The following is a 22,152-nucleotide window of genomic DNA, read 5'->3' as shown; positions in this document are numbered from 1 at the left end:
GACCGGGCCGGGTGCCGTTTCAGGGTCGGCCGAGGATCTGCCTGGCCCGGTCGAAGGCCGTGTCGCGGTCGGCGGCGAACTCCTGGTCGGTGAAGACCGGCGTCCTGATGTCGGCGGGGATGCCGGGGCCCTCGAAGGACCGGCCGCGCGGATCGGTGTACCGCTCGTTGGAGAGCGTGAACTGCCAGCCGTTCGGCAGCTCCCGCCCCAGCGTGTCCGAGAAGACTCCCTGGGTGTTCTCACCGATGAGAGTGGTGAGCCCGGGGCGCTCCTGAACGGCGTGGGTGAACGTCTCCCCCGCACTGACCGTCGCTCCGCTGATGAGCAACGCCACCGGTCCGTCGTAGCGGGGCGTTCCCGGGGCGGCCGGCTGCACCCGCACGGTCCGTCGACGGGTGAAGCGGGTCTCGTCCCGGGGGTCGTTGCGGGCCTGCTTGGTGAACGCGGTGTAGGAGCGGTCGGTCAGGCGGGAGGCGATGGCCAGGCCGAGGGGGTCGTACCCGCCGGCGTTGACCCGGACGTCGATGATCAAGCCGCGCCACCGGCCGGGTCCGGCGGTGCGCGCCCGGGTGACGATCCGGTCGAGCACTCGTTCCAGCTCGGCGGCGTCGTCGTCGTACCGACCGCGGTTGTCGACGTAGCCGGCGAACCGGCTGATGCGCAGGTAGCCCAGGCCACCGGGCAGGTCTGCGTAGCCGATCACCCCTTGCGCATGGGACTCCAGGGGCCGCCCTGCGAGGTCGCGGCGCTCGATGAACAGTCTGGTCTTCTGCTCGTACGCTTCGTCCGGTGCGACGGTGCCCGACCGGATGCCGTCGGCGAAGCGCTGGAAGTCCGGGGAGTTCGCCGCCAGCGCGACGTGCGAGTCCTGGAGCGGCGCGGTCATCTCCGCCAGGATGTCGAAGAGTTCGGCGGGGCCGGTGCGCGCGGTGACCCGGGGGCGGTAGGTGGCGCGTGCCCGGTTCCAGTCGACGCCGCGGCTCTGGAAGAAGGCGTACTGCTCCGCGAAGGTCTGCCAGAACACGTCGAAGTCCGCCACCGGCCCGGTGGCCCCGGGGCGTCCGCAGTGCGGGGGCAGCGCGGAGATGCGGCGCAGATCGCGGTCGGCCGCGGTGCCGTGGACCAGGAGGGTCGCCCGGTCCTTCGCCTGCGGGCGGACGGTGAACGCCATGTCGTCGGCCTCGAAGCGGACGGCTCCGTCGGGGCCGGCGGCACCCTGTTGGGGCGCGTTCAGGGCCGGCCGGCAGCTGATGGCCGTGGTGTCCCAGCTCCGCAGCACTCCGTCCTGGATGCGGAGGACCATGCCGTAGCCGTCCATCCGCCACAGGCCGTCCGTCGGGTGGCCGGTGCCCCCCGCGCCCCGCTGACGTGGTGCGGCCACCGCGGTGGCGCCGAACGTCCCGGACAGGGCGAGGGCGGTCCCCGCCGCCATGAGTACGGACCGCCGGCCGGGCCGCGCGGCCCGGCGTCCGTCGTCCTGGCCGCCGTCGGCCGGCGTCGTCACTGGTGTCACTTGGTGCACGATGTTTCCCCAATTCGTCGTCAACGCGTCGTCATCATGGCTGTCGGAACGGGGCAGGCGCGTCATCCCCCGGACGGCTGCGGGGTCAACCGGCAGGTGGACGGTGGGGGTTGTCCGCCCCTAGGGGAGTCCCGGAGGCGGCCTTCCCCTCAGGTGGGGGACAGCGGGGTGCGAATCGGGACGGGCCAGGCGTGCTCATCTCGCGCTGTGTGCAGGGCAGTTGAAACGCGTCAGCGTTTCCGTACGATCACTCGGATGCCGCCCGGCCCCAGGGGCGGCCGTCCGTCTCAACCGTTCAGGAGAGGCAGCGTCATGAGAAGACCCCCACACACCCGGTTGCGTTCCGTCGCGGCCGGCGCACTCGCCACGGCCCTGGCCGCCGTCGGGCTCGCCGCACTTCCCACCGCCGCCCAGGCCGCCACCGGCGGACTCGCCGTGCAGTACCGGACCAGTTCGTCCGGCGCGAGCGCCTCGCAGACGGCGCCCTGGTTCAAGGTGCGCAACACGGGCGCGGCGGCCGTGCCGCTCAGTGAGGTCAAGCTCCGCTACTACTTCAAGGCCGACTCGGCGACGACCACCTACCGGTTCGCCTGCGACTGGGCGGTGAAGGGCTGCTCGAACGTCACCGGCTCGTTCGGCACCCTCGCCAACCCCACGGCCACCGCCGACCGTTACCTGGAGGTCGGCTTCACCGCCGGTGCCGGTTCGCTGGCCGCGGGCGCGGACACCGGTGACCTCCAGCTACGGTTCCACCGGACCGACTGGCAGCAGCTGGTCCAGAGCGACGACCACTCCTTCGGCGCCGGACAGAGCGCCTACGCCGACTGGTCGAAGGTCACCGCCCGGGTCTCCGGCACCACCGTGTGGGGCACCGAGCCGGGCGGCTCCACCGAACCTCCGCCCGGTCAGGCCCTGTTCGACGACTTCGCCTACACCTCGGGCAGCGATCCCAAGCTCAGCGCCAACGGCTGGCAGTTGCGTTCCTGGGGCGGTGGACCGGGCGTGTACGGCGCGACCTGGTCACCGAAGAACGTCACGTTCTCGCAGGAGGCCGGGTCCTCCCTGATGACCCTGAAGGCGGGCACCTCCGGCACGGCGGCCAGCACCGAGCACGCCGAGATCTCCACGACGTCGATGAAGTTCAAGAACGGCACCTACGCGGCCCGCGTCAAGTTCAGTGACGCGCCGGTGCAGGGCCCGGACGGCGACCACGTCGTGCAGACGTTCTTCGCCATCAACGACCTGAAGTCCCCGATGGCCGACGACTACGCCGAGTACGACTTCGAGTACCTGCCCAACGGCGGCTGGGGCGAGACGTCGAACGCCTTCTTCGCCACCTCCTGGGAGACCTACCACCCCACCACCGGGCAACTCGTCAACACGCACACGGTGGCCCGCAGCAGCCACGGCGGCTGGCACGACCTGGTCTTCACCATCGACGGCAACGACATCCGGTACTACCTCGACGGCCGGCTGTTCGGCACCCACGGGGCCGGCTTCCTGCCCGAACGGGCGATGCTGATCAGCTTCAACCAGTGGTTCACCGACCTGGCCGGACAGACGAGCACCGCACCCCGCAGCTACGAGCAGCAGGTCGACTACGTGCTGCACGTCAAGGACCAGGTGCTGACCCCGGCGCAGGTGGCCACCAAGGTCGACGCCTACCGCGCGACGGGCACGGCCTTCGCGGACACGGTCACCGCGGGCTGACCCGTACGCCGTCACGACCGTGCCGTGCCCGCCCGGGCGCGGCACGGTCCCCGGCGCCGTGCGTACGGAGACCGGGTCCGGGCCGCCCGTACGGCTCTGTGGAGGTGCCGCGCGCCGGGGCGTGTCGGAGTCTGGACCGGGAGCGTGGTGCGCGTGCCCGCGCCCGAGGAGGCGAGGTCCCGGATGGCCCAGGCGGCGGAGCCCGGCCCGGCACGCCCGGTCGGCGAGGTGCTGCGGGACCCGGGGTACCTGCGGTTGCTGCTGCTCGCGACGGTGCTGGGGGTACCGCTGTCGCTGGTGGCGTTCGGCTTCCTCGCCCTGGAGCACGCCGCGCAGAACGGCCTCTGGGAGCATCTGCCGCACCACCTCGGCTACGCGGTTGCCCCGTGGTGGTGGCCACTGCCCCTGCTGACCGTCGGGGGGCTGCTGGTGGCGTGGATCGTCACCCGACTGCCGGGCGCCGGTGGGCACGTACCGGCCCGGGGGTTGAACCCGGCGGCGACGGAACCGTCCGCCCTGCCCGGGGTGGTACTGGCCGGGCTGGCCTCCCTGGCCTTCGGCGCGGTGCTGGGGCCCGAGGCGCCGCTGATGGCGATCGGCAGCGGCCTGGCCCTGCTGGCCGTCCGGTCGGCGCGCCGCGCCGGATCGCCGCAGTTGGTCGCCGTCCTGGGGGCGGCCGGCTCGGCGACCACGATCTCCACCGTGTTCGGCAGCCCCCTGGTGGCCGCGGTCCTGATCATCGAGGCGGCCGGGCTCGGTGGCCCGGGACTGCTCGCCCTGATCCTGCCCAGTCTGCTCGCCAGCGGGGTGGGCGCCCTGGTCCTCACCGGGTTCGGTCGGTGGACGGGACTCGACACGGGTGGACTGGCCCTACCGTCGGTGCCGCCCGACGATCCCCTGGAAGCGGGGGACTTCCTCTGGGGGGTGCCGCTCGCGGTGGTGATCGCGGTCGTGGTGCGGGGTGCGGTCGCCCTGGGCGGTCGGGTCGCCGACTGGACGGCCAAGCACCCCGGTCCGCGGACCCCGCTGTGTGCGGTGGTGGTCGGGGCGGCGCTGGCCGCCTACGGGCTGTGCACCGGTCGGTCGCCCGAGGAGGCCGCCCTCTCGGGTCAGGCCACTCTGGCGGAGTTGGCCGCCGACCCGGGTGCCTGGCCGATCTCCGTCCTGCTCTGGCTGCTGCTGTTCAAGGGGCTCGCGTGGTCGGTCTCCCTCGGCGCGCTGCGCGGCGGCCCGATCTTCCCTGCGTTGCTCATCGGACCGGTCCTCGCGCTGGTCTTCGCGGGCCTGCCGGGCTTCGGGACGACGACCGCGCTGGCGGTGGGCATCGTCTCGGCAGCGGCGGCGGTGACCCGGCTGCCCGTGACGGCGTCGGTGCTGGCCACCCTGTTGCTCGGCCGGGACGCACCCGAGCAGATGGCGGTCGTCCTGGTCTGTGCGGTGGTCGCCTTCGCCACCGGGGAACTGCTGCGCTCGCGCCGTCGCCACGGAACCCCGGCGGACGCGGCGCCCTCGCCGCGCGGGTAGCCCCCGGCCGGGCGCCCGCGGGTCGCGCCTCGGGTGCGGTGGGTCAGACGGTCTGGGCGGGGAGCCGCCCGGACTTGACCGCGGCGACCAGGGCGGCGTGATCGCGTTCGTTCTGGTCGGCGTACTGCTCGGCGAAGTCGGCGACGGCCCGGTCGAAGACGTCTCCGCGCCCCAGATAGGCGGCGATGGCGATCCGGTCCCCCGACCTGGCGTGGGCCCGGGCGAGGTTGGCTCCGCAGAGCTCGCCGAAGACCGCCATGCCGCGGGGCACCATCAGCTGGGGCTCCATGATGCCCTTCCAGTCACGCAGTTGGCGCACGTAGAAGTCCCGCTGCTCGCCGTCGGGCGCGCGGACCCGCTCCCAGCCGAGGAAGATGTCACTGGCCGCCTGCATGAGGCGCTGTCCGGCGACCACCCGTTCGCCCTGGGTGCGGAACTCGCTGTCGCCGGCGTAGGGAGCGAGCACGGAACGGTCGGCCTCCTTGGCCTGGAGGAACAGGGGGTCACCGCTGTCCCGCCCGATCAGCAGGACGATCCAGCAGCGGGTGCCGACGCTGCCGACGCCGACCACCTTGCGCGCCACGTCCACCACGGTGAACTGGCTCAACAGCCGGCGGCGGTCCGTCGGCAGGCTCTTCCCGTAGCGGGCGATGAGGTCGTCGATCATGGTGGCGAGTTCGCTGCGCTCCCGGTCCGGGAGCAGGTCGGCGGCGGGCATGACGACCGGGGGCGCGGGGACGATCCGCCGTTCGCCGTCCACCAGACGGGTGAGCTTGTCGAACGCCTGGAGGCTGTCCCGGGTGCGGGCCTTGGCGAGGGTGCGGGACAGCATCTTGCGGCCCCGTCGCTGCAACCGTCCCGAGGCCAGGAGTTCCAGTTCCTCGGCGTCGGCGATCGTGTACCAGACGGCGAGGTTCGACATCCCGGCGAACAGGCGCATCCGCTCGCGGTAGGCGCGCACGGTGGCGCGGACGATCGCTCGGCGCTCGGCCGTCGTGAACCCGTTCTCACGGCCGGCAATGACGAAGCTGGCGGCGAGGCGTTTGACGTCCCATTCCCACGGGCCGGGCAGGGTCTCGTCGAAGTCGTTGATGTCGAAGATGAGTTTGCGCTCCGGGGAGCCCAACAGTCGGAAGTTCAACAGATGGGCGTCGCCGCAGAGTTGAGCGTACAGTCCGGTGGTCGGGGTGGTGTCGAGGTCGGCGGCCATGATGGCCGCGGCACCGCGGTAGAAACGGAACGGGGACTCCGCCATGCGTGCGTAGCGGATGGGCACGAGGTCGGGCACCCGGGTGGCCGACTGCGCTTCGATGACCCGTAGCGGGTCCACGGACGTGCGGGTGAACTCCGCGTGGCTGGAGCGCGGGGTCTTGGACCGCACCGCCCTGCCCCGGGCCGCCCGCTGGTCGGGCGGGAGCCACGGTCGGTCACCGGACGCGTTCGACCTGATCCCCTTGTTGCCCTTGTTGCCCTTCCTTCCGCTGCTGCCGCTGCTCCCCTTGTCACTGCTGTTTCTTTTGGTTCCGCTGTTCCCGGGCATCACAACACTCCTCACCGGACGCCCCTGGCTGGCGACGGACTCGGTACCGGGGCGCACGGGGGTCGGTCCCGTCCCCTCCACCATCCCACTCCCCCGCCCCGCCGGCATCACCCGCGCGACCGGGCCGGGCGTTGCGGACTCCGCAACACCCCTGCAACACCTCGGAAGCGGGTCCCGCACGGCGCGGAACAGGGGCGCGCACCGTGCACACGGGGGTGCGGGCACGACCGACGTTGCCGATCCGGGGGTTACCGTGCGCAACGGGCCGCACACCCTCCATGCTGTGCCTCGTCCCGCAGCTCCGTCGGGCGCAACGGCTGTCGTCCCGGCGGGTGCGACGGCCCGAGGAGGAGGTCACCATGGACCGATCGCTGCTCACGGTGAGGACGGCGCTGGTCCTGCTGCTCGCCGTGCTGGCCGGTACGGCGGTGGGGGTGCTCAGTGTGCTCGCAGGGGAGGGCGCCGCGCGGGGAGTGCTCGCCGCGCTGACCGCGGCGGCACTCTCGCTGCCGCTGGCGCACCGGATGATCGCGCCCGAGCCGAGCGGGGGGCAACGCCCGGGGGAACCCACGGGGAGGAGGGACGGGCATGGCTGAGCTGCGTCCGCTGGCCGGGGACCTCTCCCGGGAGTCCCGGGCGCTGGCCCAGGCGCTGCGGGAACTGTTCGACGGGCTGGACGTGTCGGTGCGACGGTACGCGGCCCGGCGCAAACGGGACCCGGGGACCTTCTCGCGTTATCTGAGCGGGACCCGGGTGCCGCCCTGGGAGGTGGTGACGGACCTCTTCACCGACCTGGCGGAACACCGGGGCAATGCCGCCACTCCACGGGCGATGGAGCTCCTGCGCGCGCTGCACCGGGCCGCCGTCGCCACGGGCTCCTCGCCCCGTCACGCGGTCGAGGTCCTGGAACGGCAACTGGCGGACGCCGACCGTGACGCCCGCCGTTCCACCGCGCGGGGCGACGTACTGGGTGATGCACTGCTCGACCGGATGCACCAGATCGCCGATCTGGAGGTGCGGCTGAACCAGTTGGAAGCCGAGTGGGGCAACGAGCGGGAACGGGCGAACGCCCTGGAGGCGGCCTGCCCGGACATCTCCGAGTTGCTGCGGGAGCGTGACGCCCTCCAGAGCGAGGTGGCGCGGCTGGCCGCGGACCTGCGGGCGGCCCGGGACCGGCACGAGGAGGCCGAGAAGCGGTGCGCCCTGCTCGAACGCCAACTGGAGGCGGTCGAAGCGGTGCAGCGGGGCGCCGCGCTGTCCGCCGCACCGCCGGGCACCCGGTGCCTGCCGAAGATCCTCGTGGTGGACGACCAGGCGGACAACCTCCTGGCCATGACCGCGGTACTGTCCACGCTGGACCAGGAGTTGGTGGCCGTGTCCTCGGGGCGGGAGGCCCTGAAGGCCCTGCTCAACGACGATGACTTCGCCGTCATCATCATGGACGTCCAGATGCCCGACATGGATGGGTACGAGACCGCCGCGCACATCAAGCGGCGGCCCCGGACCCGGGACGTGCCGATCATCTTCCTCACCGCCATGGGCGTCGATGCCGAGCACTCGGCCCGGGGCTACGCGGCCGGCGCCGTCGACTACCTCGGCAAGCCCTTCGACCCGTGGGCACTGCGGGCCAAGGTGGCGGTCTTCACCGGCATCCATCTGGAGCGTCGGGCCGGCGGCCGATGAGCACCCGCCCGGATGGGCACCCCTTCCGGCGCCCTCGGCTCCCCTCACCCGCTTTCGTCGACGGGCCTCCGGCCAGGGCACTAGCGTGAGTTCATGACCCATGCGCTCTCCCCCTCGGCCCCGGACCCGTGGTACCGGGGCACGAGGGGCCTTTCCCGTACGGGCCGTGACACGGTGACGTGGTCGCTCTATCTGCTCACCGCGCCGGTGACCGCCGCGGCCGGGCTGCTGGCCGTACTCGGCGGCGTGTGCGTCGCCGCGATCGGTCTGCTGCTGCCCGGCGGTTCGCCGGTCGTGGCCCGGGCCCTGGCACCGGCACGGTGGTTCGCCGACGTGGAGCGGTGGCGCATCGCCCGGGTGCGTCCCGCGGTCACCGGAGCCGGTCCCGTCGCCCTGCGGCCCGAGCCGAAGGGGAGCCCGGACGCGTCCGGCCCCGGGCGGTGGCTGGACGCGGCCCACGCGGTCGCGGTGGTGCCCGTCGCCCTGGTCACCTCGGCGCTGACCGCGCTGTGGTGGTTCGTCGGCATCGGCAGCGCCACGTGTTCCCTGCGGTACGAGTACGCACCGGCCGAGCCGCTGCGGCCGCTCGCCCTGAATCTGGGCGACGCCCAGTCGCACATCACGGTGAGCCTCGGGTTGTCGTCCCCGATCGAACGTGTCGTGTTCGGGACCGCACTGGGTCTGCTGACGCTGTTCACCCTGCCCCTGGTGGCCCGCGCGTGCGTCGCCGTCCAGACCGGGCTGGGGCGGACCCTGCTCGGTGACGCGTCCGCTGTGCACCGCACGACCAGCGGGCTGGAACACGAGCGGGACACGGCCCGCGCACGAACGGTCGCCGCGGCCGAGGCCGAGGCCACCGCGCTGCGCCGACTCGAACGCGACATCCACGACGGGCCTCAGCAGCGGCTGGTACGGCTGGCCGTGGAACTCGGCCGCGTCCGGCACCACTTCGACCGACGGCCCCAGACCGCCCGGGAGGCCCTCGCCGACGCGATCGTCCAGGCCCAGGAGGCGTTGGACGAGCTACGGGCGCTCTCCCGCGGCATCGCCCCGCCGATCCTCGTCGACCGCGGTCTGCACGAGGCACTCGCCGCCCTCGCCGTGCGGTCCACCACCCTCTCGGAACTCGACGCCGTTCCCCTGGACCACCGGCCGAAGGAGGCCGTCGAGACGGCCGCGTACTTCGTCGTCGCGGAGGCCCTGACCAATGTGGCCAAGCACAGCCGCGCGCAGCGGTGTGTGATCGGGCTGCGCCACGGTGAGGGCGTCCTGAGGGTATGGGTGAGGGACGACGGGGTGGGCGGCGCGGCACTGGACAAGGGGCACGGCCTGCGGGGGCTGGAGGACCGGCTGATCGCGCTCGGCGGCCGGTTGCGGATCAGCAGTCCCGGTGGCGGCCCGACGACGATCACCGGGGAGCTGCCGTGCTGTTGACGCCCCGCGGGGCGGCGCCCGGACCGTCACCGGATGCGGCTGCCCGGAGTGCGCTGCGCATCGTCGTGGCCGATGACTCGGTCCTGCTGCGCGAGGGCCTGGTGCGGCTGCTCGTCGAGGACGGCCATCGGGTGGTGGCCGCGGTCGGCGACGGTCCCGCTCTGGTCGCGGCGGTGCTCGACCACCGTCCGGACGTGTCGATCGTCGACATCCGGATGCCTCCGACCCACACCGACGAGGGCCTGCGCGCGGCGATCACCGCCCGTCTGCACCTGCCCGGCACTCCGGTGCTGATGCTCAGCCAGTACGTGGAGCCTTCCTACGCGGGCGAGCTACTCGCGGACGGCTCCGGCTCGGTCGGCTACCTCCTCAAGGACCGGGTCGCCCGGGTCGAGGAGTTCCTGGACGCGCTGGACCGGGTCGCGCGCGGCGGGACGGTGCTCGATCCCCAGGTGATCGGCCAGCTGCTGACCGGGCGGCACCGGGACAGCGCCCTCGGGTCGCTCACCGCACGAGAACGGCAGATCCTGGCGCTGATGGCCGAAGGCCACTCGAACACGGCCATCACCCGGCGACTCGTGGTCTCCGCCAGCACCGTGGAGAAGCACATCGGCACCATCTTCGCCAAGCTCGGCCTGCCGCCCGACGACGCCCGGCACCGTCGGGTACTGGCCGTCCTGGCCTATCTCAGGGACTGACGACGGCCCGGTTCGGCCTGCGGGGGCCGGTGGGCTCCCGCCCCCGACGGGGGCTTGCCCCCGGGCCGGGGTGGGGGCCTGCCACACCCCCGGGTGTCCGGCCTGCTCCGGTGATCGGGAGGCGTCGGTGCGCGAGCGTGGTCGGCATGACGGCAACACGACGTCCGCCGTCCCCGCACCCGACCGAGCCGAAGGAACGTCCTTGTCCCGCTCCCCAGCCCCGTCGCGATCCGCGCGTGCCCGCGCTCACGCCGCCGCCGTGCTCACCGCCCTCGCCACCGCCCTCGTCACCGCCTTCGTCCTCGCCCCGCGCACGCTGGCGGCGAACGGGCCGCACCACGCTCCCGCCGACCGGGACGACCTCGTCCGAGCCGTCCGCGAGGCGTTCGTCGGGTACTGGAGTTCCGGTGACCGGGAGTTCTCGCCGCAGCTGGAGGGGGTCGTCGACTACTGGTTCCGCTACCACGTGGCGAAGGCCGTGATCGCCGCGCTCCTGACGATCGTGCTGTTCGCACTCGGCGTCCTCCTGGGGAAGGCGCTGCTGCGGGCCGGTGGTCTCGGCAGGGGCAGGAGGGCGGCCCTCGCGTCGGGCACCGTTCTGGTGACGGCGCTCGCCCTGTTCTCGTTGGCGGTGGTGATGGCCAACCTCCAGGGCGCGGCGGCGCCCTTCGCCTCGCTGTTGCCGATGTTGGGGGTCACCTCGGCCGACGGAGAACTCGGCACGACGCTCGACGAGATCAGAGGGCTCCTGGCAGCTCAGCCGGGTGCGGGTGACCGAACGCCCCCTGCCATCGAGGTGCTGATCAGCGACTTCGACCGGTACCACATGGCCATGGCCGTGCTCGCCTCGACCGTCGTGGTCGGCCTCGTCGGCGTGAGCGTGCTGCTGTGGAAGAGGTTCGCGGCAACGGAGTCGTCCGAGGGCCGAACGAGGCGGGTGTGGGCGTCGTTCGGAGCGCTGTCCGTGGTGCTGTCGCTGTGCGTGCTGGTGGTCGCGGTGGCGAACTTCGGCACCGCGGCGGACCCGGCACCGGCGTTGCTGGCCTTCTTCGAGGGCGGATGGTGACACGGCCCCTCGTGCACGCCGACCGTTCGGGTCGCTCGCAGCCGCCGGGCCCGTCCCGGCTGGGGCAGCCGGTCAGGCCCCGGCCCGGGCCGCCCCGACTTCGCGCTCCCCCGCGTCCGGGGGACCGATCGGCACGGCACGGGCGCTGACCAGGAGGTTGACGGGTTCCTCGATGCCGGGGGGCAGGCCGTCCAGGGGCTCCCACACCACCTCGCCGAAGCCACTCGCCTGCAACGCTCGCTCGATCGCCTCACAGCTCCAGTAACGCGCGGGCAGGGTGGTGGGCGGAGTGGTGGGGATCGTGAGCGGAGACGGGTCTCCGTCACGGGCGTTCTGCGGTCGGTGGACGACGAGACCGTTCATCTGCGCCGTGTCGGCGGGCAGCCGCGGGTTGCCGACGAAGGCGACGAACCGCCCGCCGGGGACGAGGTTGGCCCGGATCCGCTCCAACATCCGGGCCAGTGCCTGCCGGCTGTCGGCGTAGTGCAGCACCGCGACCGCGACCACCACGTCGAAGGCGCCGAGCACCGGCATGTCCACGGCGTCGTGCACCTCGTAGCGCACCCCCAGCGGCTCGCGTTCTTCGAGCCGCCGCGCCACGTCCACCATCCCGGCGGACAGATCCACGCCGAGCACCCGTTCGGCTCCCCGACGTCGCAACAAACGGCTGTAGGTGCCGGATCCGCATCCGACGTCCAAGACCGTGGCACCGTCCACCGGACCCAGCGCCCGGGTCAGTGAGGGCACCTCGATGAGGCTGCGGTACGTACTGAACACGCGCTCCACGTCGGTGTAGTCGCTCGCGATTTCGTCGTACTGCTCGGTGAGTGTCAACTCGGGTCTCCTTGGAAGGAAGGACGGCGGCCAGGGACGGTCCGTGGACCGCTGCGGTGCGGGACGCACCACGAGGAATCCCTGGCGGGGGTTGCGGCTGAGAGCGCCGAGCCCTTCGAACATCTCCTGGGCCACCGGCATCAACTTGTGGTAACAGGTGACCGACGAGGGAACGTCGAGGATGGCGGGCGTGTCCAACAGGAACGGCAGTTCCGCACGCAGGTAGGCGAGCCCCGCCTGCATCTGGGCGGCCACCAGGACGGGTTCCGCGGGGCTGGGCACGTGCGACACCAGCAGATCGCGGACCTGTGCCTGGGCCGAGCCCATGAGGGAGCCCTCCGCTCCGAGGTCCGGTTCGATGCGGCGCAGCACCTTCTCGTACTGCGGCAGGCCCTCGTACGCGGACAGGGGATGCACCCGGATCCGGCCGTGTTCGGCGCCCGATGTCATCTCCAGGGCCCGCCGGATCCTCCGCCGCACGTCCTTGAGCATGCTCTTGGTCCGCCTGCGGGCCTGCGCGGGGGGCAGTCCCGTCGCCACCAGCATGGCGTCGATGTGGGTGTCGATGTACAGGACGTCCACCAGGCTGAAGTGCTGTTCCGCCCAGACGAGCAGGGACCCCAGCCGGTCCTGACTGAAGTAGCTGTTCCCGGTGCTGACCCCGATCAGCGCGTGGTCTCCGCGCTCCAGGACCCTCTGGCAGGTACGGGTGAGGGGCATTACCTCGAACATCGTCTTGTCGTCTCTCCTCGGCCGGCCGCCCTCTCCGCCTCAGCTGGCGACGGCGGGGGCCGCGCGCTGGATCAGATCGGAGTCCCTGAGCAGCACGGTGAATCGTCCGCACACCTCGTCGAGGAAGGCGGGCAGGTCCCTCGGAGTCATGGGTCCGCACATGAAGTCCTCCAACTGCTGCTGCACGGATGCCAGTTCCTCGTGGGCGACGCCACGGTCCCGCAGCATCACCAGCACCCTGCGGGCCGCGTCGATACAGCGGAAGGGGCCGTACTGCTGCGGCTCGTCGAGGAGGCCGCGGCCGCTGCTCAGCAGGTAGGCCGCCAACAGGAGGAGTTCTTCATCGACGGGCCAGGGTGTGGTTTCCCCAGAACTCATAGCTGACTACCTCGACTCGGTTTCGGCGTGGTGGTGATGCGAGCGGCCTCTTCGGATACCCGACCGGCACCATGAGGAGGGGTTCCAGATGTTCGGGCAGCCCCAGCAGCGTGCGGGCGGCGTGCCGGCGGAAGCTCGCCGCAGGGCAGCCGCCCAAGCCGAGGGCGTGCGCCGCGAGCAGCAGGTTCTGCACGGCCATGGCCACGCACAGCAGTCCCTCGTCCCAGAACTCCCCGTCGTCCTTGACCGCCCGTGACCGGTCGAAGCAGGCCACGACGACGAGGGGCGGGGGTTCGATGATCCCCGGTGAGAAGGCCCTCAACAGCCGCAGGGTGCGCGGGTCCCGGACCGCCACGAAGGCCCACGCCTGCTTGTTCCCGCCGGTGGGGGCGGCCAGTATCGCGTCCAGCAGACGGTCCAGCGCGTCGTCGTCGACGGGCTGGGGGGTGTACTGCCGCACCGCGCTGCGGGTCCGCAGCACCTGGACGAGGTCTGATGACTTCCGCGTGGACAACCGCTTCCTCCCTGGACTCCGCTGACCGGGCACGCGGGAACGACCCGTTCCGGGGAGCGCGCCGAGGAGTTGAGTGGGACGCCGTGGGGGGACGGCGTCCGGAGCAAGACTGTGGCACGCACGGGGAGCTCTGTGATCGGCCGCTGGTGATGTTCACCCGGGCGGGGGGCTAAGTCCTCTTTTCCGCACGGCCCGCCCGCACGGAGCGCCCGCACGGCCCGCCTACACGGAGCGCCCCGCGCGGACCGTCTGCGGGGGCGGCCTCACCCGGTGCCGCGCACGTAGGCGAGGACCGCCCTGACCCTGCGGTGGTCGTCGGGGGCGGGCGGCAGGTCGAGCTTGAGGAAGATGTTCGCGATGTGCTTCGCCACGGCCGCCTCCGTGACGACGAGCGCCCTGGCCACCGCCGCGTTGGAGCGGCCCTCGGCGATCAGTCCGAGCACTTCCCGTTCCCGCCCGGTCAACCGGTCCAGCGGATCGCGGCGGCGGGCCAGGAGTTGCCGGACGACCTCGGGATCGATGACGGTACCGCCGGCGGCGACCCTGGTCACCGCGTCCATGAACTCCTCGACGTCACCGATCCGGTCCTTGAGCAGGTAGCCGGTGCCGGCACCGGCACGGGACCCGAGGAGCTCATCGGCGAAGGTCTGCTCGACGTACTGGCTGAGCACGAGCGCGGCGAGGCCGGGGCGCAGCCGGTGCAGGGTGCGTACCGCGCGCAGACCCTCGTCGGTGTGGCCGGGGGGCATGCGGACGTCGGCGATCACCACGTCCGGTCGGTGCTCGGTGGCCGCGGCCACCAGGGACGGCCCGTCCCCGACGGCCGCGGCCACGGTGTGCCCGAAGCGTTCGAGGAGCCCGACGAGCCCTTCGCGCAGCAGCACCGCGTCCTCGGCGATCACGATCGTCAACCGGCTCATGCGTGGGCCTCCACCGGGATCTCGACGCGGACGAGGGTCGGTCCGCCGGTCGGGCTGGACAGCAGCATGCGTCCGTCGACGGCGGCCACCCGGTCCGCCAGTCCGACCAGTCCGGTGCCGCCGTCCGGCCGTGCACCGCCCCGACCGTCGTCGGACACCTCCACCACGAGTGCGCCGCGGGTGAGGCTCCCGGTCACCCGGCACCGCTGCGCTCCGCTGTGTCGGGCGACGTTGGTGAGCGCTTCGGAGACCGCGTAGTAGGCGGCGACCTCCACCGCGGTGGGCAGCCTGCGTGCCAGGTCGATGTCGAGGTCGACGGGGACGGGCGAGCGGCCCGCCACGTCCCGTACGGCGAACGGCAGTCCGCGCTCGCCGAGCACGTGCGGGTGGACCCCGCGGATCACCTCCCGCAGTTCCTCCAGCGTCTCCTTGGCCATCCGGTGCGCCGCGGCGACCTCCCCGGCCGCCCGCGATCCGGGCGGTAGGTCGAGTGCGGCGAGGCCCAGCTTCACGGTCAGCGCCACCAGACGTTGTTGGGCGCCGTCGTGGAGGTCCCGTTCGATGCGGCGCCGCTCCGACTCGTAGGAGTGCGCCAGTCGGGCGCGGGAGCGGCGGACCTCCTGCAACTCCCCTTCGCGGGGCGCCAGTACGGCGCGTGCAACGGCGGCCCGTGCTCCCGCCCAGACGGTGACGGGGTAGGCGGCCACCGGCAGCAGCAGCGCACCGGCGACCGGACCGGCGATCGAGGCCCACGGCGGGGCGGTGGGCTGGAGGGGCGCGGTGAGCAACACCCCGGGGATGCCCGCCGCCACCAGGAGCAGCGCGAGGTCGGCCCATCCCACGGCGAGCACCGACACGGCTCCGTACCCGGTGGCGCGCCAGGGGTCCCGCGTCGGTGCGCCGTCCGGTGGTCGGCGTGCGTCGACGGTGACGATCCGCAGGCGCCAGCGCTCCAGCGGCCCGGACGCGGCGGCCACGAAGGCGAGCACGGCGACGGCCCCCGTCGCCGCCGCGACCGCTCCGATCCGCGACCAGGCGGCGGCCAGGCCGCCGACCGCGGTCCACGCGGCCACCCCGAGCAGTCCGCCCGGCAGGAGGTAGCCCAGGGACCGCCAGGGCCAGGAGGTCAGGAGAAACCGCAGGGGCTGTCGGGTCAGCGCCTCCAGCGCCGTTCGTGGCATCACCCGTCGACGGTATCCATGGGGGACGGGCGGGCGCAGTAGTGCCAGGTGGAGTGTGCGGACTAGTCCGGCCGCCCGTGTGCTTCGACCGGTGCACGGCTTGACTCGATGCATGCTCACCACCGTTCCTCCATCGACGACGGCGCACCCCGTCGAACTGCGCGCACTCACCCGGCACTTCGGTAGCGGTGAGGGCGCGGTGACCGCGCTCGACTCGGTTGACCTGGCGTTCGCGCGGGGCACCCTGACCGCGGTCATGGGGCCCTCCGGCTCCGGCAAGTCGACGCTGCTGCACTGTGCGGCGGGCCTCGAACGACCCACCTCCGGGCGCGTCGTCCTCGACGGCACCGACCTCGCCGGGCTGGACGAGACGGGCCTCACCCTGTTGCGCCGCGACCGGATCGGCTTCGTCTTCCAGTCGTTCAACCTGGTCTCCGCGCTCACCGCGGAGCAGAACGTCGCCCTGCCCCTACGGCTCGCAGGCCGTCGTCCCGATCCGGCCGTCATCGCCGCGGCACTCGACGAGGTGGGTCTGGCCCGGCGTGCCCGGCACCGACCGAGTGGACTGTCCGGGGGCCAGCAGCAGCGGGTCGCCGTCGCCCGGGCGCTGATCGGTGACCCGGCGGTGGTCTTCGCCGACGAGCCCACGGGCGCCCTCGACACCAGGACCTCCTGGCACGTCCTCACCCTGCTCCGCCGGCTGGTGGAGGAGCGGAGCCAGACGATCGTCATGGTCACCCACGACCCGGTGGCCGCGTCGTTCGCCGACCGGGTGGTCTTCCTGGCGGACGGCAGGATTGCCGACGAGCTGACCGGGCGCACGAGCGCCACGGCCATCGCGACCCGGACGGCGACGCTGGAGGCGGGCGCATGACGTTCCTGCTGGCCTCGCTGCGCGAACGGCGGAGCACGTTCGTCGGGGCGTTCGTGGCGCTCTGCCTGGGCGCTGCGCTCTTCACGATGAGCGCCCTGATCCTGTTGTCGGGCGGTGCCGGAGTGCCCGAGCGGTACGCGGCGGCCCCGGTCGTCGTCCACAGCGGCGCCGCGGACCCGGCGACCTTCCTGGAGGCGGCGCCGTTCGCACCGGCGGACACCGAGCGGCTGGCCCGGCGGTTGGGCGCGCTCCCCGGGGTGCGGGCCGCGGTGCCCGACCGTTCCTTCGCCGCGCAGGCGCTCGACGGTGGGCGCCCGGTCGGTGAGCAGCGCCCGGGTGACCGGCTGGGCCGCGGTTGGTCGAGCGCGGCCCTCGCCCCGTACCGGCTCGTGTCGGGCCGGGCTCCGCGGCAGGCCGACGAGGTGGTGGTCGACCGGTCGCTGGGGTTCGCGACCGGCCGGCGGATCACCCTGCTGACCGCGTCCGGACCCGGTGCGTTCACCGTGTCCGGCACGGTCGGGGGGCCCGGCTACTACGTCACCGACGCCCGTGCCGCGCAACTGGCGGGCGGGGTGCGGGTCATCGCTCTGCGACTCGACGACCCGCACCCCGACCCCGGGACGGTGGCGGCGGTGGCTTCGGCGGCCGGCCGGGCGGTCGACGGAACGGGGCGGGTGCTCCACGGGGAGGAACGGGAGGCCCTCGCCGCCGGCGCGGACGAGGAGGTCCGCTGGATCGGTGGGCAGGTCGTCACCGCCATGACGGCGCTGTCCGCGTTCGTCACGGTCTTCGTCGTGTCCTCGGCCTTCGCCTTCACCGTCGCCCGTCGGCGCCGCGAGTTCGGCCTGCTGCGCACGGTGGGCGCTTCGCCCCGGCAGGTGCGACGCGCGGTGTACGGGGAGGGCCTGGCGATCGGCGCGGTGGCCTCCGGCGCAGGTGTCCTCATCGGCACCCTGGGGGCGCCGGGGTTCGGTGCGGTGCTGGTCGGGACGGGTTTCCAGCCGCGCGGCTTCGCCGTCGAAGCGCGGCCGTGGGTGTCGGCGCTGTCCTTCGTCGTGGGGGTCGCCGTGGCGTTCGCCGGTGTGTGGGCGGCCTCGCGCAGGGCCTCGCGCATCGGGCCGATGGAGGCCCTGCGCGAGGCGGCCGTGGACGACCGGCCGTTGCCGCCGGTGCGGCGGGCGATCGGGCTGCTGTGCGTCGCGCTCGGGGTCGGCGCGGCGATCGCCAGCGCGGCGGTGGAACCCGGAGACATGATCACGACGGCGCTGTTGACGGCCGCGGGGTTGATCACCGGAGTGGCGCTGCTGATGCCGGCGTTGGTTCCGCCGCTCGCCCGGCTGGCCACGCGTCCGCTGGCACGCCGACGGGGCGCCACCGGGATGTTGGTGCGCGCCTGGCTCCTGACGGCGGTGCGCCGGACCGCGTCGACGGTCGCACCGGTCCTCGCGACGGTCGCGTTCACCGTGCTGATCACGGCCAACACGGAGACGACGGCGCAGGCGTACGAACGTCGGGAGGCCGCCGCGGTGCGTGCCGAGGGGACCGTCGTTCCTGACGGAACGCCGGGACTCACCGATGCGGAGGTCCGACGGATCGACGGCTCGGCGATCCTCCCCACGTTGATCCACGGCGGCCCCGGACGCTCACCGCTGAAAGCGATCGGCGTCGAACCGGGGCCGTACGCCGAGGTCCACGGCCCGGTCGAGACCGTCCACGGTGACCTGGCCGCAGTGTCGGAACCCGGCACGATGGCCGTCTCCCGGTCGGGGCTCGCCGCACTGGGGGCTAGCGCGGGCGGTGCGGTGCCGGTCACCTTCGAGGACGGGTCCACCGCGTCGCTGCGGATCGTGGCGGTGGTGGAGGACCGTCATCTGCCGTACGGTGCGCTGCTGTCGCGGGCGCTGGTACGGGAGCACGACCCGTCCGCCCTGACCTCGGCCGTGCACCGCACCGGTGCACCGCGGGCGGTGTCGGGCGGCCGGGAGATCTCGGTCGAGGAGTACGCGGGGCTGGCGGACGCGGAGGAGGACCGGTTGATCCGGGTGTTCACGGTGTTGTTGGTCGCCGTGTCCGCGGGGTACACCGGGATAGCCGTGGTGAGCACGTCGCTGATGTCCACCGCCGACCGCGCGGGCGACCTGCGGGTGCTACGACGGTCCGGCGCGAGCTCGCGCCAACTGCTGGGCGCCCTAGCCGTGGAGACGGTGCTGGTGGTGCTGATCGGCACGGTGACGGGGATGTTGGCGGCCCTGCCCTCACTTCTGGGCATCCGGGCGGGGCTCAGCGGCACCTTGGGTGTTGCGGTGCCGCTCGTCGTCCCCTGGGCGCCGGTGGGCGTCGCGGTGGGGGCGACACTGCTCCTCGCGCTGGCGGCGACGCTGCTCCCGGCCCGCCGGGTGATGCGTGGCTGACCGTGCCCGGTGGGGTGCCCCTATGGGTTTGGTCAAGGTGGTGGGGTGGTGCCAGGCGGAAGACCGCCTGGCAGGCTGGCTGTCATGAGCGACTGACGGGGTGTGCGGGATTCGGCTGGTGAGGGCATGCGGCCGCGTGACCGCTCGACCGCCCCGCCCTGCGCGGATTCCCGACGCGAACGGCCACGGCCCGGAGGCGCCTTGCACGGTGTTGCCGACAACGGCCGGCGGCCCCGCCCGGGGCACCGGGCCCGCACCCCCATTACCTCCCGCGTCATGGACGAGGCCCCGCCCCTGGATGCAGCCTTCTCCCACCGGAACCCGGGCGGCGCACTCCGTCCGGGGGCCGGCCCCCTCGGGGTCCAGAGCTCCGGGACCCGCACCGATGTCACGACTCCGCAGGAGGCCGAACACCATGTCCGCAACGTTCCTGACCGGCATCGCCCGCACCACCGAGCCCCTGACGATGCTGCGCCGCTTCCTCGCCGTCGACGCCGTGGTCACCGCCCCCACCGCGGCGGTCTACCTCGCCGCCTCCGGCCCGGTGGGCAGACTGCTCGGGGTGGACCCGGACGTCCTCCTCGGCAGCGGGGCCTTCCTCGTCCTCTTCACCATCGGTGTCGCCCTGATCGTGGCCCGCAGGGAGCCGCCCGCCGGTGCGGTCAAGGTGGTGATCGAAGTCAATCTCGCATGGACCGCCGTCAGTCTCGCCGCTCCCTTCCTCTGGCTGGACCCGAGCGCCGTCGGCACCGTCTGGATCGTCGTCCAGGCCCTCGTGCCCGCCGGACTCGCCGGTCTCTACTGGGGTGCGCTGCGGGCCGGGTCCGGAATCAGGCGCTGAGGGAACGCAGGTGGTCGACGGTCGCCGCGTCCGCCGGGAGGAAGGTCTCGATGGCCAGCTCGGCGACCGTCACGTCCATCGGGGTGTTGAACGTGGAGATCGACGACACGAAGGACAGCTCCCGTCCCCGGTGCGCGATCCGCAGCGGCAGCGCGAAGCACGGCATCGCCGGTCCGGGGCCCGGGTCGCCCGACGCGTCGGCCCCTCCCGGACCGTGGTCCGGATGGCCGTCGGGGAAGGGGTACGAGGCCACCTCGTCGTACAGCTTGCGCAGCGGGTCCGAACGCACCAGGGACATCTGGCTCTCCATCTGGTGCAGCAGATGGGAACGCCATTGGCGGAGATTCAGGATCCGCGGGGCCATGCCTTCCGGATGCAGCACGATGCGGATCCCGTTGAGCGGTGGCGTGAGCAGGTGATCGGCGACCCCCTCCAGCAGCCTGGTCATCCCCAGGTTGGCCGCGACCACGTCGTAGACCCCGTCCAGCACGATCGCGGGGTACGGCTCGTAGCCGTGGAGCAGCTGCTGGAGTCCTTCGCGCAGGGCGCCCATGGAGGGGTCGTCGTACGACGTCTCGGTGTACCGGGGGGCGTAACCACCGGCGAGCAGGAGCGCGTTGCGTTCCCGTACGGGGACGTCCAGGTGCTCCGCGAGCCGCAGGATCATCTCCTCGCTGGGGCGGGAACGCCCGTTCTCGACGAAGCTGATGTGCCGGGTCGAGGAGTCGGCGCGCAGGGCCAGTTCGAGCTGGCTGACCCGCCGCCGCTCCCGCCAGCCCCTCAGCAGGGGACCCACACCGGTGTCGGACGCGAGAGTAGTCATGCCCCCGACCGTAGTACGGCCGGCGGCCCGCTCCACCGGTGCATTTCCTCGCGCCGCGCGGGTGACGGGCCGGGTGCCTCCCCGGGTGTCCGTCCGCGGACCAGCGACGGAAGCGACCGTTCCGGACGGCCCGCCCCCGGCGGAGCCCGTCCGGGCCGCAGGCGCCGGTCTCCCGCCTGCGGCCTTTCGGCCGACTGCGGTCCCTGCCGACCTTCCGCTCCCCACTGTTCCTGCTGTTCCCGAGGTCTCGGCGGGCCGAGGTCTCGGAGGGCCTGAGGCCCTTCGGCCCGTTTGCGGTGCCGGGTGGTCCAGGTCGGGCCGGCCGTGCCCCGGCTCGTGCCCCGTGGGCGGTCTCCTCCCGGCCCCCCGGACCGCGGTCGCCCGGTGCGGGCGTCCTCCGGGTGCCGCCCGGTCAGCCGTTCGCCTGGCGCAGTAGCTCCGCCAGCCCCGCATCCATGTCTCAGACGTCTTGATCCCCTGGCGACGGTGTGGGCGTCTAGGTGGTGGACCGGGCGCGGCGCGGTTGCCCTTGGTGCACGGTCATCGTAGCGACCGCCCGGGCCCGGGGCGGTGCGCCCGGGCGGGGCGGGGGGCGCTCACGCCTCGTCCCAGTCGTCCCAGCGGGGGCGGTTGAGGATGATGCTGAAGGTGTACGCGGTGTCGTTCGCGCGTACGGGGCGGACGATCGGCGCGTGCTGGTGGGTGGTGAGGAACTCGCGGACGGTCAGGCCGGCGTGCGTGCTGTCGTCGGCGGGGCGCTCCAGGGGGGATGCGGTGTGCGGGGTCGCGGCGCGGTGCCGCCTGTCTCGGTGGTCAGTTCATGGCGCTCGCCCGGTCGAGTGCGCTGCCGATGGCCTCGCGCACTCGGTCGTGCCGTGCGCCGAGTCGGTGGCGCGGGTCGGCCCACCGGTCACGCGGGTAGCTCCACACGGGGACGGTCACGTGCTCCTCGGGCTCCCACGCGTACCTCGGCCAGACATGGGCGTGGAGGAAGGGGTCCTTGTTCCCCAGGATCTCCAGGTTGACCCGGCGGAACCCGGGGTCGAGGCTCCGGCAGGCCCGCTCGACGGCCTCGCCCAGCTGGTCCATCGCGGAGAGGAACGCCAGCCGTGCGGGCCGCGGTAGGTCGGAGAGTCGCTCCGCGCCGGGCACTTCGGTCAGGAGGACGCAGTACCCGGGGAGGAACTGCACGTCCCCGATGACCGCGAATCCTCCGTCGAGGCGACGGAGCACGGTCGGGTTCTCTCCTCGGAGCGCGGCACCGACCCGGTCCCCACGCCAGTCTTCGCTCATGGCCCCAACCTACCTCCGAGGTCGGGGCCGAGACCCCGAGCCGGTCGGGAGGGCACGTTCCCCCATCCGGCCCGGGGGCCGGTTCGTTGATCCGCGCGGGGGGGGCCCCCCCGCCCGAAACCACCCCGGGGCCCGGGGCGGGCCCAAATGGCCCAAAAAAACCCCCCCGAACAG

The 22,152-nt window shown here is 73.0% G+C and carries 19 protein-coding genes; 10 read left to right on the top strand and 9 right to left on the bottom strand.

Going from position 1 to position 22,152, the window contains the following annotated elements:
- Positions 1 to 19: 19 nt before the first annotated feature.
- Positions 20 to 1,513 carry a S41 family peptidase gene (locus ACFV88_RS14580; RefSeq protein ID WP_385490380.1) on the bottom strand — a complete coding sequence of 498 codons (1,494 nt, stop codon included), beginning with the start codon at positions 1,511 to 1,513 and terminating at the stop codon, positions 20 to 22.
- 321 nt (positions 1,514 to 1,834) lie between these two features.
- Between ACFV88_RS14580 and ACFV88_RS14575 the strand changes: the two genes are divergently transcribed.
- Both ACFV88_RS14575 and ACFV88_RS14570 read left to right on the top strand, forming a co-directional pair.
- Positions 1,835 to 3,232 (top strand): cellulose binding domain-containing protein, encoded by a 1,398-nt coding sequence (locus ACFV88_RS14575; protein ID WP_385490377.1) that lies wholly within the window; start codon positions 1,835 to 1,837, stop codon positions 3,230 to 3,232.
- 153 nt (positions 3,233 to 3,385) lie between these two features.
- A complete protein-coding gene (locus tag ACFV88_RS14570) occupies positions 3,386 to 4,756 on the top strand; it encodes a chloride channel protein (RefSeq protein ID WP_385490374.1) in 1,371 nt (456 codons plus the stop codon).
- Between the two features lie 43 nt (positions 4,757 to 4,799).
- Here the strand turns inward: ACFV88_RS14570 and ACFV88_RS14565 are convergent, their stop codons facing one another.
- Positions 4,800 to 6,296 (bottom strand): DUF2252 domain-containing protein, encoded by a 1,497-nt coding sequence (locus tag ACFV88_RS14565; RefSeq protein WP_385490371.1) that lies wholly within the window; start codon positions 6,294 to 6,296, stop codon positions 4,800 to 4,802.
- A 359-nt stretch (positions 6,297 to 6,655) separates the two neighbouring features.
- Between ACFV88_RS14565 and ACFV88_RS14560 the strand changes: the two genes are divergently transcribed.
- From ACFV88_RS14560 to ACFV88_RS14540, 5 genes are all read left to right on the top strand, one after another.
- Entirely contained in the window at positions 6,656 to 6,892 is a 237-nt protein-coding gene (locus ACFV88_RS14560) for a hypothetical protein (RefSeq protein WP_385490369.1), read from the top strand.
- Positions 6,885 to 7,979, top strand: a complete 1,095-nt coding sequence (locus ACFV88_RS14555) for a response regulator (protein ID WP_385490366.1) — start codon at positions 6,885 to 6,887, stop codon at positions 7,977 to 7,979. The genes ACFV88_RS14560 and ACFV88_RS14555 overlap by 8 nt, the downstream gene beginning before the upstream one ends.
- A 93-nt stretch (positions 7,980 to 8,072) precedes the next feature.
- Positions 8,073 to 9,413 (top strand): sensor domain-containing protein, encoded by a 1,341-nt coding sequence (locus ACFV88_RS14550; RefSeq protein WP_385490363.1) that lies wholly within the window; start codon positions 8,073 to 8,075, stop codon positions 9,411 to 9,413.
- A 53-nt stretch (positions 9,414 to 9,466) separates the two neighbouring features.
- A complete protein-coding gene (locus ACFV88_RS14545; protein WP_385490616.1) occupies positions 9,467 to 10,111 on the top strand; it encodes a LuxR C-terminal-related transcriptional regulator in 645 nt (214 codons plus the stop codon).
- A gap of 202 nt (positions 10,112 to 10,313) precedes the next feature.
- A complete protein-coding gene (locus ACFV88_RS14540; RefSeq protein ID WP_385490361.1) occupies positions 10,314 to 11,177 on the top strand; it encodes a hypothetical protein in 864 nt (287 codons plus the stop codon).
- A gap of 72 nt (positions 11,178 to 11,249) precedes the next feature.
- Here the strand turns inward: ACFV88_RS14540 and ACFV88_RS14535 are convergent, their stop codons facing one another.
- The 5 genes from ACFV88_RS14535 to ACFV88_RS14515 all read right to left on the bottom strand — a co-directional run bounded on the left by ACFV88_RS14535 (position 11,250) and on the right by ACFV88_RS14515 (position 15,736).
- Complete coding sequence (locus ACFV88_RS14535; protein WP_385490358.1) at positions 11,250 to 12,743, bottom strand: tRNA-dependent cyclodipeptide synthase; 1,494 nt, start codon at positions 12,741 to 12,743, stop codon at positions 11,250 to 11,252.
- A 39-nt stretch (positions 12,744 to 12,782) separates the two neighbouring features.
- Positions 12,783 to 13,121 (bottom strand): DUF6092 family protein, encoded by a 339-nt coding sequence (locus ACFV88_RS14530; RefSeq protein WP_385490356.1) that lies wholly within the window; start codon positions 13,119 to 13,121, stop codon positions 12,783 to 12,785.
- Complete coding sequence (locus ACFV88_RS14525) at positions 13,084 to 13,635, bottom strand: nitroreductase family protein (RefSeq protein WP_385490353.1); 552 nt, start codon at positions 13,633 to 13,635, stop codon at positions 13,084 to 13,086. Before ACFV88_RS14525 ends, ACFV88_RS14530 begins: the two co-directional genes overlap by 38 nt.
- A 263-nt stretch (positions 13,636 to 13,898) precedes the next feature.
- The gene (locus tag ACFV88_RS14520; protein WP_385490351.1) at positions 13,899 to 14,555 is read right to left on the bottom strand and encodes a response regulator; all 657 of its coding nucleotides are present in this window, start codon (positions 14,553 to 14,555) and stop codon (positions 13,899 to 13,901) included.
- Positions 14,552 to 15,736, bottom strand: coding sequence for a sensor histidine kinase (locus ACFV88_RS14515; RefSeq protein ID WP_385490613.1), 1,185 nt, complete (start codon positions 15,734 to 15,736; stop codon positions 14,552 to 14,554). Before ACFV88_RS14515 ends, ACFV88_RS14520 begins: the two co-directional genes overlap by 4 nt.
- Before the next feature lie 112 nt (positions 15,737 to 15,848).
- Between ACFV88_RS14515 and ACFV88_RS14510 the strand changes: the two genes are divergently transcribed.
- From ACFV88_RS14510 to ACFV88_RS14500, 3 genes are all read left to right on the top strand, one after another.
- Positions 15,849 to 16,610, top strand: a complete 762-nt coding sequence (locus ACFV88_RS14510; protein ID WP_385490348.1) for an ABC transporter ATP-binding protein — start codon at positions 15,849 to 15,851, stop codon at positions 16,608 to 16,610.
- The gene (locus ACFV88_RS14505) at positions 16,607 to 19,021 is read left to right on the top strand and encodes an FtsX-like permease family protein (protein ID WP_385490345.1); all 2,415 of its coding nucleotides are present in this window, start codon (positions 16,607 to 16,609) and stop codon (positions 19,019 to 19,021) included. The genes ACFV88_RS14510 and ACFV88_RS14505 overlap by 4 nt, the downstream gene beginning before the upstream one ends.
- A 415-nt stretch (positions 19,022 to 19,436) precedes the next feature.
- On the top strand, positions 19,437 to 19,862 hold the full coding sequence (locus tag ACFV88_RS14500; RefSeq protein ID WP_385490343.1) for a hypothetical protein: 426 nt from the start codon (positions 19,437 to 19,439) through the stop codon (positions 19,860 to 19,862).
- On the opposite strand, the gene ACFV88_RS14495 is transcribed toward ACFV88_RS14500, so the two are convergent.
- Both ACFV88_RS14495 and ACFV88_RS14490 read right to left on the bottom strand, forming a co-directional pair.
- Positions 19,852 to 20,685 (bottom strand): helix-turn-helix domain-containing protein, encoded by an 834-nt coding sequence (locus ACFV88_RS14495; RefSeq protein ID WP_385490340.1) that lies wholly within the window; start codon positions 20,683 to 20,685, stop codon positions 19,852 to 19,854. The two genes, ACFV88_RS14500 and ACFV88_RS14495, sit on opposite strands and share 11 nt — an antisense overlap.
- Before the next feature lie 813 nt (positions 20,686 to 21,498).
- Positions 21,499 to 21,978 (bottom strand): HIT family protein, encoded by a 480-nt coding sequence (locus tag ACFV88_RS14490; protein ID WP_385490337.1) that lies wholly within the window; start codon positions 21,976 to 21,978, stop codon positions 21,499 to 21,501.
- Positions 21,979 to 22,152 lie beyond the last annotated feature (174 nt).

Source organism: Streptomyces sp. NPDC059816, assembly GCF_042732055.1.
GTDB lineage: Bacteria > Actinomycetota > Actinomycetes > Streptomycetales > Streptomycetaceae > Streptomyces.
The sequence above is the reverse complement of the archived record's forward strand: the minus strand, read 5'-3'. Positions and strand labels throughout refer to the sequence as shown.

Excerpts from the sequence above, each read along its gene's own strand:
- ACFV88_RS14495 (WP_385490340.1), bottom strand. The coding sequence starts at position 20,685 with ATGACTACTCTCGCGTCCGACACCGGTGTGGGTCCCCTGCTGAGGGGC.
- ACFV88_RS14550 (WP_385490363.1), top strand. The coding sequence starts at position 8,073 with ATGACCCATGCGCTCTCCCCCTCGGCCCCGGACCCGTGGTACCGGGGC.
- ACFV88_RS14515 (WP_385490613.1), bottom strand. The coding sequence starts at position 15,736 with ATGCCACGAACGGCGCTGGAGGCGCTGACCCGACAGCCCCTGCGGTTT.
- ACFV88_RS14530 (WP_385490356.1), bottom strand. The coding sequence starts at position 13,121 with ATGAGTTCTGGGGAAACCACACCCTGGCCCGTCGATGAAGAACTCCTC.
- ACFV88_RS14500 (WP_385490343.1), top strand. The coding sequence starts at position 19,437 with ATGTCCGCAACGTTCCTGACCGGCATCGCCCGCACCACCGAGCCCCTG.
- ACFV88_RS14565 (WP_385490371.1), bottom strand. The coding sequence starts at position 6,296 with ATGCCCGGGAACAGCGGAACCAAAAGAAACAGCAGTGACAAGGGGAGC.
- ACFV88_RS14575 (WP_385490377.1), top strand. The coding sequence starts at position 1,835 with ATGAGAAGACCCCCACACACCCGGTTGCGTTCCGTCGCGGCCGGCGCA.
- ACFV88_RS14490 (WP_385490337.1), bottom strand. The coding sequence starts at position 21,978 with ATGAGCGAAGACTGGCGTGGGGACCGGGTCGGTGCCGCGCTCCGAGGA.
- ACFV88_RS14505 (WP_385490345.1), top strand. The coding sequence starts at position 16,607 with ATGACGTTCCTGCTGGCCTCGCTGCGCGAACGGCGGAGCACGTTCGTC.
- ACFV88_RS14510 (WP_385490348.1), top strand. The coding sequence starts at position 15,849 with ATGCTCACCACCGTTCCTCCATCGACGACGGCGCACCCCGTCGAACTG.
- ACFV88_RS14520 (WP_385490351.1), bottom strand. The coding sequence starts at position 14,555 with ATGAGCCGGTTGACGATCGTGATCGCCGAGGACGCGGTGCTGCTGCGC.
- ACFV88_RS14535 (WP_385490358.1), bottom strand. The coding sequence starts at position 12,743 with ATGTTCGAGGTAATGCCCCTCACCCGTACCTGCCAGAGGGTCCTGGAG.
- ACFV88_RS14560 (WP_385490369.1), top strand. The coding sequence starts at position 6,656 with ATGGACCGATCGCTGCTCACGGTGAGGACGGCGCTGGTCCTGCTGCTC.
- ACFV88_RS14555 (WP_385490366.1), top strand. The coding sequence starts at position 6,885 with ATGGCTGAGCTGCGTCCGCTGGCCGGGGACCTCTCCCGGGAGTCCCGG.